We start from the raw sequence: 14,034 nt of genomic DNA, 5'->3' as shown, positions 1-14,034 counted from the left end.
GTCGGGGCGTTGCGGGCCCGGCGGGCCCGAGGGGCGGACCGCGGCGCGGCCCTGCTCCGGCACCCGCACCAGCGGCCCGGCGGGCGGGGTGCCGGTGCCGGCCGCCGGCTCGGTGGGGGCCGGCTCCCCGCGGGCCACCCGCTCGTCGGGGCGGCCGATGAGCCAGTCACGGCTCGGCACGACGAGGCCGGCCGGTGTGAAGGCGATCTTGCGGAGTTCGGCGTAGCTGCCGGAGTCCTTGCGCCAGAGTCCTGCGACGATGTCGACGGCCTCGGCCGGGCTGGCGGCGAACTCGAGGCCGGCGTAGACGGGGGCGCAGGCTTCGAGGCCGAGGTCCTGCGCGGAGAGGCGGCGGCCCAGCCGGCGGGTGAAGACCTCGGCGATCAGGGCCGGGGTGGTGCCCCGCGGCCGTTGGCCGCGCAGCCAGCGGGTCACGGACGTCTTGTCGTAGCGGAGATCGAGGCCGTGTTCGAGACCGAGCTGGTCGACTCGTCGGGCCAACCCGGCATGGGAGAACCCGGCCTCGGCGATCAGGGCGGCGAGCTGGCGGTTCGGCGTGCGCGGTGGCGTGGACTGTGAGGAGGGCGGGCCTCCGGGTCGTTCCGTGGACATCGGCGGTGCGGTCTCCTGCCTTACGGCTGTGCGGCTGGAACGGCGCGAATGTAACGGTCCCTACCGGTTTCATCGGCTTCTGGAGCGAGGATTCATCCATATGTGTGAGCCATGGGGCGGCCCGCGCACGCCGCCGGGGCGGGCTTACAGTGGGGTTGAAGCGCCCAATGGCGCCGGTACGAATGTGCGAAGGGAAAGCCGCGTGAGCGAGCTGCGCTTTGTCCATCTGGGCTTCGGATCGGAGGCCGTGGAGTATCACGCGGCCTGGCAGGAGCAGCGGCGGGTCCACACCGCACGGTTCTCGGACGAGATCCCCGACACCGTGCTGCTCATGGAGCACCCTGCGGTCTACACGGCGGGCCGGCGCACGGCGGACAACGAGCGGCCGCTGGACGGCACGCCCGTGGTGGACGTCGACCGGGGCGGGAAGATCACCTGGCACGGCCCGGGGCAGCTGGTCGGCTATCCGATCCTGAAGCTGCCGCGCCCGGTCGACGTGGTCGCGCACGTGCGGCGTCTCGAGGAGGCCGTGATCCGGCTGTGCGCCGACTTCGGCGTGGAGACCTCCCGGGTGGAGGGCCGCAGCGGCGTGTGGGTGCTGGGTGAGATCCAGCGGGGCGAGGACGGGGCGAACCGGCTCGGCGGGCTCTCGCTCGACTTCGACCCCCGGCTGCACGACGAGGAGTTCGACCCTCGGCTGCACGGCCCCGAGTACGCGCCGTCCAACGCCGGTCAGCGGGGCGAGGACCGCAAGCTCTGTTCGATCGGGATCCGGGTGGCCAAGGGGGTCACCATGCACGGCTTCGCGCTCAACTGCGACCCGGACATCACGTCGTTCGACCGCATCGTGCCGTGCGGCATCAGGGACGCGGGCACGACGTCGCTCTCCCGGGAGCTCGGCCGGCCGGTGCCGGTGGCCGAGGTGCTGCCGGCGCTGGAGAAGCACCTGCGCGAGGTGCTGGAGACGACGGTCCCGGTGGCCCGCGCCGTCTGACGGCGGCGGCGCGGCCACCGGGACGGAGTGTGGCCCGCCTCACCGCGTCACCCGCACAAGTCAAGGCGTAGGCTGGGATGCGCCGAAGAATCGAAAGTGGTAGGGAGCCGGACGTGTCCGCTGTCGCACCCGACGGGCGCAAGATGCTGCGCCTGGAGGTTCGGAACAGCCAGACCCCCATCGAGCGCAAGCCCGAGTGGATCAAGACCCGGGCCCGCCTGGGTCCCGAGTACCAGGCGCTGCACGGGCTGGTGAAGCGCGAGGGGCTGCACACCGTCTGCCAGGAGGCCGGCTGCCCGAACATCTTCGAGTGCTGGGAGGACCGCGAGGCCACCTTCCTCGTCGGCGGCGAGCAGTGCACCAGGCGCTGCGACTTCTGTCTGATCGACACCGGCAAGCCCACCGAGGTGGACCGGGACGAGCCGCGCCGGGTCGCCGAGTCGGTGCGGCAGATGGAGCTGCGGTACGCCACGATCACCGGCGTCGCCCGGGACGACCTGCCCGACGGCGGCGCGTGGATCTACGCCGAGACGGTCCGCCAGATCCACGCCCTGATGCCGGACACCGGCGTCGAGTTGCTGATCCCGGACTTCAACGCCGTGCCCGAGCAGCTGGCCGAGGTCTTCGGCTCCCGCCCCGAGGTGCTGGCCCACAACGTGGAGACGGTGCCGCGGATCTTCAAGCGGATCCGGCCCGCGTTCCGCTACGACCGCTCGCTGCGGGTGCTGACGCTGGCCCGCGAGGACGGTCTGGTCACCAAGTCCAACCTGATCCTGGGCATGGGCGAGACCCGGGACGAGGTCAGCCAGGCGCTGCGCGACCTGCACGGCGCGGGCTGCGAGCTGATCACCATCACCCAGTACCTGCGGCCGACGCCGCGCCACCACCCGGTGGAACGGTGGGTGAAGCCCGAGGAGTTCGTCGAGCTGCGGCAGGAGGCCGAGGAGATCGGCTTCGCCGGCGTGATGTCGGGGCCGATGGTGCGCTCGTCCTACCGGGCCGGCCGCCTCTACCAGCAGGCGATCGCCCGGCGCGGGGAGCCCCGGGCGGCCTGAGTCGTGCCCGGGGGTTCACTCCCGGGTCATGGCCGCGAAACACCGTTCGATAACAATAGGGGGACTTGTGACCGACCTGCCCGGGGAGGGACTGGTCATGCGGTATGTCAGTCCGGCGCGACCGTCAGTGACCGGAACGCTGCGCCTGCTGGAGGAACGGCTGCTGCGCGGCGGCCGGCGCACCGCGCTGCGCAACGCCTGGGCCGCTGTCCAGGAGGACCGGGAGCGGGCCGCGGCCCGCTCCGAGGCGGAGCGGGTGCTCCAGGCCGTGGGCGACCGGCCCGCCGGCCTGAGCGGTCAACCGGGCTCCGCGACCCTGCGCTGACACCGGAACGTGACCGCCCCGCCGCCGGGGCGGTCACCGGGAACCCTTGCCCGTGCGCTCGCCCGGACCGTGGCCCCGTAGACTGACGGGCATGGCGCGGAAGGACAAGGAACAGGATTCCGAAAACCCGGGGCGGCTCAAGCAGATCGCCCTGACATACAGGATGACCCGGCGGGGCGACCGCTGGATCGGTTGGGTCATCTCGGCCGTGGGCCTCGGCACCTTCGGTGTCGTCCTGGCCATTGGTTTCCTGGTCGGCCACCCGATCTATCTCGGCATCCTCGGCCTCCTGGTCGCGCTGCTGACCACGGCGATCGTCTTCGGGCGGCGGGCCGAGCGGGCCGCGTTCAGCCAGATGGAGGGCCAGCCGGGCGCCGCGGCCGCGGTGTTGGAGAACATGCGGCGCGGCGTGAACTTCACGCCGGCCGTGGCGATCAACCGCAACCAGGACGTGGTGCACCGCGCGGTCGGCAAGTTCGGCGTGGTGCTGGTCGGCGAGGGCAACCAGAACCGGCTCAAGACCCTGATCGCGGCCGAGAAGCGGCGGATGAACCGGGCGATCTCCGAGGTGCCGGTGCACGACGTGATCGTCGGCAACGGCGAGGGCCAGGTGGAGCTGAAGAAGCTGCGCTCCACGATCCTCAAGTTCCCGCGGGTGCTGGCCGGCCCGCGCGTCACCGAGGTCAACGACCGGCTGCGCGCCATGGGCGACCTGATGAGCAACATGCCGCTGCCGAAGGGGCCGATGCCGAAGGGCATGCGGCTGCCGAAGGGCGGCCAGCAGCGCCGGGGTCGCTGACCCCACCCGCATCCGAACGATCAGCGAGAACGGGCCTGGTCCCCCGCGGGGGACCAGGCCCGTTCTCCTTCTCCCGGACCAGGCCGGATCACGCCGGATCAGGCGCGGACCTGGACCGCGTCGGCGAGCTTGTCGTGGAGGCCCCGGGTGTCGCGGTCCCAGACCAGGGCGGGGATGGCCAGGGCCAGCAGCACCGTGCGCACGACGGCGCGGGGGAAACTCAGCCGGCCGCCGCTCACGTGGACGACCCGCAGCCCGAGCAGCCGCTTGCCCGGCGTGCGGCCGAGGGTGCCCACCAGCAGGACCGACATCACGACGAAAACCGGCAGCGTCCAACTGTTGGCGGCCCGCGTCTGACCGTCGGCGAGCAGACCGTATGCGATCAGCCCGCAGAGCGCCCAGTCGACAAAGATGGCCGCCAGCCGGCGCCCCGTCGACGCGAGTGACCCGGGGCCCTCCCTCGGCAGCCCGAGACGCTCACCGCGGTACCCGACGTCGACGCCCACGTTTCCCATGCCGGGGGTCTCGGCCGCGGCGCGCGGTCCCGAGGGCCCCGAGCCCATTGCCTGGCGCTTGTCCACCCCTCCACGGTAGCGCGCGTGCCGACGGGACCCGTCACCGGTATCAGGGGAGAAGTCCGGTTAACATCGGCGAAACGAATGGGTCATGCCCGAGAAATGGCACGTCTTTAGGGTCGGCCCCGGCAGGCCCACGTACCGGGCCATTCCCCGAGCTGCACACTCCCCGACCCCGCAGGGCCGGGGGTAGGAGGACACCGGATGTTCCAGAACGCCGACGAGATCAACAAGTACCTCGCGGAAAAGGACGTCAAGTTCATCGACGTCCGCTTCTGCGACCTGCCGGGCATCATGCAGCACGTGACCGTTCCGGTCGGCAGCTTCGACCCGAACGAGAGCCTGATGTTCGACGGATCGTCGATCCGAGGCTTCCAGGCCATCCACGAGTCCGACATGGCGCTGGTCCCCGACCTGACCACGGCGCGGGTCGACCCGTTCCGCAAGGACCTGACGGTCAACATCAACTTCTTCATCCACGACCCGATCACGGGCGAGGCGTACAGCCGCGACCCGCGGAACGTGGCGAAGAAGGCCGAGGCGTACCTGGCCTCCTCCGGCATCGCGGACACCGCCTTCTTCGGCCCCGAGGCCGAGTTCTACGTGTTCGACGACGTCCGCTTCGAGACCAAGTCGAACGCCGGCTACTACTACATCGACTCCGTGGCGGGCGCCTGGAACACCGGCGCCATCGAGGAGGGCGGCAACCGCGGCTACAAGGTCCGTTACAAGGGCGGCTACTTCCCGGCCCCGCCGGTCGACCACTTCGCCGACCTGCGCGCCGAGATCTCCCTGGAGCTGATCAAGGCCGGCCTCGAGGTCGAGCGCCAGCACCACGAGGTGGGCACCGCCGGCCAGGCCGAGATCAACTACAAGTACAACACGCTGCTCGCCGCCGCCGACGACCTGATGCTGTTCAAGTACATCGTCAAGAACGTCGCCTGGCGCAACAACAAGACCGCCACCTTCATGCCCAAGCCGATCTTCGGCGACAACGGCTCCGGCATGCACGTCCACCAGTCCCTGTGGGCCGGCGGCAACCCGCTGTTCTACGACGAGCAGGGCTACGCGGGCCTCTCGGACACCGCCCGCTACTACATCGGCGGCATCCTCAAGCACGCCCCGTCGCTGCTCGCCTTCACCAACCCGACGGTGAACTCCTACCACCGCCTGGTCCCGGGCTTCGAGGCGCCGGTCAACCTGGTCTACTCGCAGCGCAACCGCTCCGCCGCGATGCGGATCCCGATCACGGGCTCCAACCCCAAGGCGAAGCGCGTCGAGTTCCGCGCCCCCGACCCGTCGTCCAACCCGTACCTGGCCTTCTCGGCGCTGCTGCTCGCCGGTCTCGACGGCATCAAGAACAAGATCGAGCCGGCCGAGCCGATCGACAAGGACCTGTACGAGCTGGCCCCCGAGGAGCACGCCGAGCTCCCCCAGGTCCCGACCTCGCTGCCCGCGGTCCTGGAGGCCCTGGAGGCCGACAACGAGTACCTGCAGGCCGGCGGCGTCTTCACGGCCGACCTGATCGAGACCTGGATCGACTTCAAGCGCGAGAAGGAGATCGCCCCGATGCAGCTGCGGCCGCACCCGCACGAGTTCGAGCTCTACTTCGACGTGTAAGCGGTCGCGGGCGTCCCAGGCGTTCACGGGCCCGGCCCCCGTCCCCTCCACGGGGGCGGCGGCCGGGCCCGTCGCGTTGTTCGGGGGCGGCTCAGGGGGCGCAGAGCCAGTCGGCGACGTCGTCCATCTCGGGGGTGCCCGGGGTGCTGCCGGTGGCGGTGAGGGCGGCGCGGAAGCGCTCCGGGCGCCGGAGGAGCCGGCGGCGGTGCGGGTGGAGGGTCGTGGTGGCCAGCAGCCAGCCGGCGAGGGCGTGCGGGTCGTCGGGCGCGTGGCGCAGCCGGTCGGCGTAGCCGGCGGTGGCGGCCAACGGGTCGCCGGCCGCCAGGAGTTCGTCGGGGGTGGCCGGGGTGCGTGGCGGGTCGCGGTAGAGGTCGAGGCGGTCGTCGGCCCAGGGGGCCGGCTCGGCGGCGATCCGCGCGGCGTACGCGCCGCTCCGGGAGCCGGCGGCCAGCGCGGCGGTCTCCTCGTCGGGGCAGCGCAGGTGGCGCAGCCGCCACTCGACGGCGTGGCTGACGGTGGCCGCGGCGGCCCTGGCCACGATGGCCGGCGCCACCGGCTCGTCGCGCCAGCCGCGCAGTGTGCCGGCGAGGCCGTCGACCAGCCGGCGGCCGGCCGGGGTGAGCCGGTTGGAGGCGCGGAGGCCGCGCACCGCCTTGCCGGTCTGGGCCCGGTGGAGGGCGAACTGGAAGGCCGCGATGTCCGCGCGGACGACCGAGGGTTCGGACATCCGGTCGCGCCAGAAGCCGGCGACGCCGACGAAGGCGTAGGCGCCGTGCAGCAGGCCGGTGAGGTGACGCGGGTCGGGGCGCCAGGGGGCGTAGTGGATCTCGGCCCGGTCGTCGTCCAGCAGCGGGAACAGGTGGAGCAGCGCGCCGAGTTTGCTGTGCTGGAACTCGTGCACCATGGCCTCCGCCAGGGCCAGGCCGTCGGGCGGGCGGGAGACGACCATGGAGCCGAAGGCGTCGCCGGTGGTGGCGCTGAGCACGCCGGCGCGCGGCCGGGGCGACGCGCCGGTCCAGGGGACGATGCGGCGGATGTCGGCGACGCGCAGCCGCCCCGGGGCGGGCGGCGCCGGGCGCGGGATGGTGGCGGCCCGCTCGTACAGCCGCCGCCAGGCGCGTACTTCGGGCTCGGCGAGGCGCGTGGGCGCGATCGGCTCGGCCAGGTCGCGGTAGGGGTCGACGTCGTCGAGCCAGGTGGTGGGGCCGAGGCGGCGCAGCGGGAGCCAGCCCGGGGTCTCGCGCTCGCTGAGCGGCGCGACGGTGACCGTCGCGGCGTGGCCGCCGACCTGGGTGAGGCTGAGCCGGGCGCCGCGCAGCCGGGCGGTGGCCATGGTGAAGCGCGGCCCCGAGCCGGCGGGTTGGAGCCGGACGAGGCCGAGCGTGGGCAGCGCGACCGCGCCGTCCCGGACGGGCACCCTGAGGTCGGCGTCCAGGCCGGCGAGGGCGCGGGCGGTGAGGCAGACGGCCAGCAGGTAACCGGCGTCCACCCAGAGCGGCGGCCCGTCCGCCGAGCCGTGGAGGCGGCGCAGCAGGTGGGCGGCCCAGCAGCCCACCTGCGGGCTGAGCAGCAACTCCTCCACGGCCATGGGGCGTTCCCCGACGGTCTCGGTGATCAACCGCCAGGCGGTGGAGGCGGCCTCCAGGCCGGCCAGGGCGCCGGGGCGTTCCTCGACGCGGTCCAGCACCTCGGCCAGCAGGATCAGGCGCCGGTTGCGTTCCGCGGTGACGAGGAACCCGAGGGCCTCGGGAGAGCCGCCCCCGGAGGCGAGTTCGTCGAACCAGTGGCCCGGCATGCGCATCCGCTGATAGGGCTGCTCCAACGCGGCTCTCCCGCTTCTCTCGGTCGGCCCTCGAACAGGCCCTAGTGCGCCTGGCTCGCCGGCTGGCCGCCGTCCCCCATGGCGTTGCTCCTACCACGGCGCACCTCGTCGAGCAGCCGTCTGGTGCGCGCTGACGGAGGGAGGCCGCGGAGTGTGCCGATGCTCACCTGTGTCAGGTCGACCATGTCGGATGCGATGTGGTCCATCGCCGGCTCGTCCAATCCGTGCTCCCCTACACCTTGTTGACGGGACGTGAAAACGGACCCGGTCACACCGGATCCCTTCCCATGATGACGAACGGTCGGCATGCTGGGAAGCCCGTGTGATGTCCCAGCCGATCAGGGGCGTGGGCCGGCGACGTCCCGGATCGCGCTTGCGAGTGCGACGGCCCGCTCCTCGTCGTCGTCCAGCGTGCTGACGGCGTCGAGGAGCGCCCAGAGTTCCCCCGGGCGGCGGCGCAGTGCGGTGACGATGGCGACCAGGTCGGCGCGCGGCAGCGGGTGCCTGCGCATCCGGGACACGGTGCGCGAGGGCAGCAGCGCGACCATGGTCTGGCGTTCGTCGGGGTCGGCCGTCAGCGGATAGGCGAGCAGCGCGTCGATCAGCCGCGGCAGGGCGGCACCGTTCTGGGCCGGTGGGGCCGGGTGGTCGCCGCGGCGGTGCCCGTGGAGGGCGAGGGTGGGGAGTTGGTCGGTGAGGCCCTGGCGGCGCAGCGGTTCGAGTCGGGCGTCGGCCGCCCGGTGGAGCGCCTCGGCGTCCGGCGGCCACGGTCCGCCGGGCGGGTGGCTCGCCAGGATGTCGAGGACCGCGTCGGAGAAGACGCCGGCGCGGCGCAGCGGGTCGTTGGCGGCGCGCCGGCCTCGGGTGGCGGCGAGCAGCACGGCCTGCTGGTGCGCGTGGGTGCGGCGGCCGGCCGGCAGCGTCTCGGTCGGCAGGGTGTTGCGGAAGCGGTGTTCCTCGACGAAGGTGCGGCAGGCGTCGACCAGCCAGAGCTGCCGGGTGCGGCCGGGCAGCAGTTCGCTGGCCAGGGAGGCGCGGGCGGACTCCAGGTGCAGGTTGCGCTTGTCGGCGACGGTCGCGTCGGCGCAGAACAGCCGGTTGTGCTCCTGTTCGTCGAGGACGCCGTGGCCGCCCCACCAGATCCACAGCACCTCGGGGGCCAGGGCGGGGAGTTCGGTGAGCAGGGCGTGCCTGATGTCCGGTTGGCCGGCCGGTCGGTACGGGACGTCGGGTTCCGGTTCCTCGTCGGGGGCGAGGTGGAGGAGGATGTTGCGCTCCGGCACGCCGGCGCGCAACAGCCAGGAGCGGAAGCGGAGCGCGTCGCGGGCCGGCCCGGGGAGCCGCCAGTCGGGGCCGGCGGCGTAGCGCTCGATGCCGACCACCAGGGCGGCCGTGCGCTCGGGGGTCACGACGGCCGCCCCGGCCCGGCGTGGTCAAGTGCCCTCCGGGCGGCCGGGTCCCCTGTTCGGGGGATGGCGGTGGGGCGGGCCACGACGTCGGGTGCGCGTGTCATCCCGTTCATCGGCCTCCTCGGCGTTGCTCCGGTGCGCCAGGCGCGCCACTGACGTGACGTCATGTCCGAACCTATCCTGAGGAGAACGGCGCCCTCCCCGGGGGCGTGGCGAGCACGCGGTCGTGCATCGGTCGCGGCGCCATGCCGCGACCCTCGACAACCGAAGGGGCGTCATGAGCCCGGACGAACTGATCACGCACCTGGTGGGGGCCTCGGCGTTGATCCTGGTGATCGCGCACGGTGCCGGCTGGTTGGCACGGCGGCTCGGGCAACCCGCGATCATCGGCCAGTTGACCGCCGGGATCGCGCTCGGTCCCTCGGTGCTCGGCGAGGTCTCGCCCGCGGCGGCCGACGCGCTGTTCCCCGCGGAGCTGTCGCCGGTGTTGAGCGGGCTGGCGCAGATCGCGCTGGTGCTCTTCCTCTTCGCGGTGGGCTACGAGTTGGACCTGAGCACGCTGCGCAGCCGGGCGCGCGGCGTGCTGGCGGTCTCGGCCGCGGCGTTCGTGGTGCCGATGGCGGCCGGCTGCGGCGCGGCGCTGCTCTTCCGGGAGCCGCTGCGGGAGTTGGGCCTGCCGGAGCGGCTGCCGGTCGAGCAGGTGCTGTTCCTCGGGGTGGCGTTGTCGATAACGGCGGTGCCGGTGCTGACCGCCATCGTGCGGGAGAACGGCCTGGCGGGCACGGTGCCCGGGGTGGTGGCGATCTCGGCGGCCGGCGTGATCGACGTGCTCGGCTGGACGGTGCTGGTGGGGACGATGCTGCCGACCGGGGAGCACGGCGGGCTCCCGCTCTCGGCCCGGGTGGCGCTGATGGCCCTGTTCACGGTGGGCATGCTGCTGCTGGTCAGGCCGCTGCTGCGGCTGCTGCTCGACCGGGCGCGGCTCGATCCCTCGCTGCGGCTTGCCCTGTTGGCCGGCTTCGCCTTCGGCTCGGCCTGGGTGACGAGCGTGCTGGGGCTGCACGTGATCTTCGGCGCGCTGCTGGCCGGGGTGGTGGCGCCGCGCGAGCCGGACGGCACGCTGGACCCGGATCTGCTGCGGCCGCTGCACGACGTGGGGTCGCTGCTGCTGCCGTTCTTCTTCGTGGTCTCGGGGCGGGGCGTCGAGGTGGGCGGAATGCCGGCGATCGGTCTGGTGGTGCTGCTGGTGGTGACGGCGCTCGGCATCGCGGTGAAGGTGGGGAGCGGGACGGTGGCGGCTCGGTTCGGCGGGCTCGGCTGGCGGGACGCCGGCACCGTCGGGATCCTGCTGAGCACCCGCGGCCTCACCGAGCTGATCGCGCTCAACGCCGGCCTGGAGGCCGGGCTGTTGAGCCCGCGGTTGTATACGGTCCTGGTGCTGATGGCGTTGGCGACGACGTTGCTGACCCAGCCGCTGTTGACCCTGCAGCGCGGCTCCCGGCGCGATCAGGCGCCGGGAGCCGTGGGCGAGGCGGCCGTCCCGCAGCCGACGGCCGCTCCCGGCGGTGGCTGAGCGGCCGAGCCGGGGCGTGGCCCCCCGCGGCCGAGCCGGGGCGCGGCCCCCGTCACATCGGCATGGGCGCGATGTCGGCCTCGATCCGCTGGTGCAGGCGGGCCGCCATCAGCCAGGGGTGGTCGGGGTTCAGGGTCTCCGAGAGGCCCTTCACCGCCTGGGCGTTGACCAGGTCGGCCTCCTCCGCCTGGCCGAGGCCGCGCAGGTCGAGGGAGAGGTTGGCCCGACACAGGTGGGTCAGCGGGTGGCTCGGCCCCAGCACCTCGACCAGCGTGGCGAGCGTCGCCTCGTCCATGGTCCTGGCCCGCGCGAAGTCGAACCTGGCGTAGTGGTTGCTCGCCTGGCCCATGTCGGCGACCAGCGCCGAGACATGCCGTTCGCCCAGCGTCTCGCGGTAGCGCCTGGCGGCTTCGGCGTGCAGCCGGTCGGCCGCGCCGAGATCGCCCTCGGCGCGGAGGGTGGCCGCGTGGTTCACCATGGCGACCAGGGTGTAGGCGTGGCCCAGCCCCATCCGCTCCTGGTAACGGGCCAGCACCCGCGCGCCGAGCTCGTGGGAGCCGGCCAGGTCACCGCGCAGCCGCCGCTCCACGCTGGTGTTGATGGCGGCGCTCAACGTGTCCGGGTAGTCCCAGCCGTAGCGGGTGACGAAGCGCTCCACGGTCTCCTCGCCGAGCGCGCTGGCGTCGGCGTAGAGGCCGTCGCGGCGCCGGCAGACGGCCAGGTTGCGGGCGGCCCTGATCGTCGCCGCGTTGTCCTCGCCCAGCACGTTGCGGTAGATCCGGTAGGTCTCCTCCTGCAGGAGGCGGGCGGCCGTGTAGTCGCCGGACTCCCGGATGTCGATGGCCAGGCCGTTGAGCGTCTGGAGCGTCTGGACGTGGGTCGGGCCGTACAGCAGCTCCCACTGCCTGGCGGTCTCCTCGTCCAGCTCCCTGGCGGCGGTGAAGTCGCCGACCAGGCGCAGGGTGACCCCCAGGTTGTGCGCGGCGAGCAGGGCCGACGGGTCCTCGGGGCCGAACAGGTCGCGCGCTCGGCCGTACGCCTCGGAGTCCAGCGCCAGTGCCTCGCGGAACGCGCCGCGGTAGCGCAGCGAGCCGGCCATCTGCCCCATGGAGTCGAGGAGTTCCTCGTCGGGCACGTCCGTCTGGCGGCAGAGCTCCAGGGCCCGGGTGTTGAGGGCGAACGCCTCGTCGGTCTGCCCGAGCACCCGCAGTACGAACGCGAGCCACTTGGACATCTGGATGACGGCGAGCGCCTCCTCGCCCGAGTCGGCCTGCCAGGCCGTCCACGCCTCCCTGGCCATCTCGGCGGACGCCTGGTGGGCGCCCCAGTTGTAGAGGTAGCGGACGGCGGCGTCCACCAGCTGCCGCACCCAGGGGTCGGAGCTGTGCACCGCGCCCGAGGCGATGACGTGCGGCAGCAACGCCTGGTAGGCGGGCCACTGGTCGGCGCTGCGCGGGCTGCCGGGCATGGCGGTGGCCAGCAGTACCTGTGCGGCGCTCCGCCGCTTCGCGGTCTCCTCTGGGGTGAGGCCGACGAGCAGCACCGTCTGCATCAGACGGTGCATCTGGAGGGTGCCGTTCTTGTGGTCGAGCTTGATCAGCGACAGTTTGCTGAGGTCCCTGGTGGCCCGCGCCAGCAGCACCGGGTCGCGCAGGATCGGGTCGAGCTCCGGGCTGACCTCGACGTTGCGGGTGCCGCGGAGCATGCTCTGCGGGATCGGCTCGGGGGCCATGCAGGCGCAGACCTCGAGGAGGTGGCGGGCCGCCGGGTTGCTCTCGGAGAGCCGGTCGAGCGAGATGTTCCAGGCGGCGGCGACCGACACCGGGTAGTCGGGCGAGGGGGCGAGCTCCAGGATGCCGGGGCGGCGCTCCTCCAGCAGCATCAGGTACTCGTCGACCGGCATGCCGGTGGCCGCGTGCCAGGCGCCGGCCTGCTCGATGGCGAGCGGCAGGTCGCCGAGGGCGGCGGCCAGTTCGTCGGCCTCCCGCTCGCTCAGGTCGCGGGAGCGGCGGCGCAGCAGGGCGACGCTCTCGTGCCGCTCGAAGATGTTGACCGTGAGGGGGTTGGCGACGCGCTCCCAGTCCCGGTTGCGGGAGGTGACGATGATCTTGCCGGGGCCGCCGGTCGGAAAATAGCCGCGGACGGTCTCGATGTCCTCCGCGTTGTCGAAGACCAGCAGCCAGTTGTCGTAGGGCTTGCCGCTGCGCAGCGCCTCGCGGACGGCCGGCACGGCGGTGTTCGCCTGGGGGCCGACGTCCAGGTTGAGGGCGCGGGCCAGGTCGGCGAGGGCGCCGAGGATCAGACTGTCCTGCTCGGCCGGGATCCACCAGATGACGTTGTACTCGTGGCTGTGCCGGTAGACGTACTCGATGGCGATCTGCGACTTGCCGACGCCGCCCATGCCGTGCAGGGCGTGCGGCAGCACCGCCGCCGTCTCGTCGGCGCGCAGCTGCTCCTCGACGGCGGCCAACAGGCTCTCGCGACCGGTGAAGTTCGGGTTCTTCGGCGGAACGTTCCCCATGACCTTCGGCTGGCCGATGCGGGGGTAGCGGGTCGCTGACGTGTTGGGCGCCATGTCCTGGTCGGCCTTCCGAGCTCTGGTGTCTGGAGTGTCGGGTGACGGCGTCGGCACACCGCCTCCTGGTGGCACGGGTGAACCCGTGGCGGGGTCTGGTGGGTTCATGCCCGGTCTGTTCATGCCCGGATTGAGGGCGCCGTTACCGTACGGAGCGGGATCCTCACTTCTGGTGGGGCCGGAGGCGAGGCCGGCGACGCGGGCGGCGCGCCTGGCGTAGGGGCCGGAGAGCGCCTTGAGGACGGCGATCTCGATGGGCAGCCAGGAGCGGTTCTCCTCGGTGGGCTCGGGCAGCGCGGCGCCCTCCGGGTCCCTGAGGGCCGCCCGGAGGCTGGCGCCCCGGCCCCTGCCGCCGCTCAGCTCGGCGAACAGCGTGACGGTGCGGGCGAGCTGGGTACGGCTGCCGGTGGCGAGCAGGGCCTCGCGCACGCCGGGCGCGAAGTCGGGGGCGCCGCCCGACTCGGCGCGGCTCCAGTCGAGCAGTCCGCCCATCATGATCTCGGCGACGTGGACCGGCCCGGCCTCCGGGAAGGCGCGGCGGCGCAGCTCCTCGACGAGGTCGAACTCGAAGGGGATCGCGGCCAGTTGGGAGGCGAGGCGGCGGGCGGTGGGGCTGGCGAGCGAGCTGAACCTGGCGACGGCGGCGGCCGCGGTGTGCGCGTTGGTGACCCGGGG

Annotated in this window: 12 protein-coding genes; 6 read left to right on the top strand and 6 right to left on the bottom strand. The window is 73.0% G+C overall.

The window, feature by feature from the left end; genetic code table 11:
• Positions 1-612 (bottom strand): NsdA family TPR-like regulatory protein (locus E1283_RS18030; protein ID WP_481906696.1); only part of this gene is annotated, 612 nt, incomplete at its 3' end.
• 202 nt (positions 613-814) lie between these two features.
• Between E1283_RS18030 and lipB the strand changes: the two genes are divergently transcribed.
• The 4 genes from lipB (at position 815) to E1283_RS18010 (ending at position 3,785) form a co-directional block, all read left to right on the top strand.
• On the top strand, positions 815-1,606 hold the full coding sequence (lipB, locus tag E1283_RS18025) for a lipoyl(octanoyl) transferase LipB (protein WP_132819096.1): 792 nt from the start codon (positions 815-817) through the stop codon (positions 1,604-1,606).
• A gap of 113 nt (positions 1,607-1,719) precedes the next feature.
• On the top strand, positions 1,720-2,661 hold the full coding sequence (gene lipA / locus E1283_RS18020; protein WP_132819095.1) for a lipoyl synthase: 942 nt from the start codon (positions 1,720-1,722) through the stop codon (positions 2,659-2,661).
• 97 nt (positions 2,662-2,758) lie between these two features.
• A complete protein-coding gene (locus tag E1283_RS18015) occupies positions 2,759-2,986 on the top strand; it encodes a hypothetical protein (RefSeq protein WP_132819094.1) in 228 nt (75 codons plus the stop codon).
• 91 nt (positions 2,987-3,077) lie between these two features.
• Positions 3,078-3,785 (top strand): DUF4191 domain-containing protein, encoded by a 708-nt coding sequence (locus E1283_RS18010; protein WP_132819093.1) that lies wholly within the window; start codon positions 3,078-3,080, stop codon positions 3,783-3,785.
• A 98-nt stretch (positions 3,786-3,883) separates the two neighbouring features.
• Here the strand turns inward: E1283_RS18010 and E1283_RS18005 are convergent, their stop codons facing one another.
• Positions 3,884-4,366: an RDD family protein gene (locus tag E1283_RS18005; protein ID WP_132819092.1), complete on the bottom strand. Its 483-nt coding sequence runs from the start codon at positions 4,364-4,366 to the stop codon at positions 3,884-3,886.
• A 198-nt stretch (positions 4,367-4,564) separates the two neighbouring features.
• Between E1283_RS18005 and glnA the strand changes: the two genes are divergently transcribed.
• Positions 4,565-5,980 carry a type I glutamate--ammonia ligase gene (glnA, locus tag E1283_RS18000; protein WP_132819091.1) on the top strand — a complete coding sequence of 472 codons (1,416 nt, stop codon included), beginning with the start codon at positions 4,565-4,567 and terminating at the stop codon, positions 5,978-5,980.
• Between the two features lie 91 nt (positions 5,981-6,071).
• Here glnA and E1283_RS17995 read toward each other — a convergent pair whose 3' ends face one another.
• The 3 genes from E1283_RS17995 to E1283_RS17985 form a co-directional block, all read right to left on the bottom strand.
• Positions 6,072-7,802 carry an HEXXH motif domain-containing protein gene (locus E1283_RS17995; RefSeq protein WP_243744919.1) on the bottom strand — a complete coding sequence of 577 codons (1,731 nt, stop codon included), beginning with the start codon at positions 7,800-7,802 and terminating at the stop codon, positions 6,072-6,074.
• A gap of 41 nt (positions 7,803-7,843) precedes the next feature.
• Positions 7,844-8,008, bottom strand: coding sequence for an aldo/keto reductase (locus E1283_RS17990; RefSeq protein ID WP_132819090.1), 165 nt, complete (start codon positions 8,006-8,008; stop codon positions 7,844-7,846).
• 132 nt (positions 8,009-8,140) lie between these two features.
• Entirely contained in the window at positions 8,141-9,211 is a 1,071-nt protein-coding gene (locus tag E1283_RS17985; protein WP_132819089.1) for an effector-associated domain 2-containing protein, read from the bottom strand.
• Positions 9,212-9,488: 277 nt separating this feature from the next.
• Between E1283_RS17985 and E1283_RS17980 the strand changes: the two genes are divergently transcribed.
• The gene (locus tag E1283_RS17980) at positions 9,489-10,784 is read left to right on the top strand and encodes a cation:proton antiporter (RefSeq protein ID WP_132819088.1); all 1,296 of its coding nucleotides are present in this window, start codon (positions 9,489-9,491) and stop codon (positions 10,782-10,784) included.
• Between the two features lie 52 nt (positions 10,785-10,836).
• Here the strand turns inward: E1283_RS17980 and fxsT are convergent.
• Positions 10,837-14,034: FxSxx-COOH system tetratricopeptide repeat protein (gene fxsT, locus E1283_RS17975; RefSeq protein ID WP_243744918.1), on the bottom strand; the 3,198-nt coding region annotated here is incomplete at its 5' end.

The organism is Streptomyces hainanensis (assembly GCF_004348415.1).
Lineage (GTDB): Bacteria > Actinomycetota > Actinomycetes > Streptomycetales > Streptomycetaceae > Streptomyces > Streptomyces hainanensis.
This window is presented reverse-complemented; position numbering and strand designations above follow the sequence as displayed.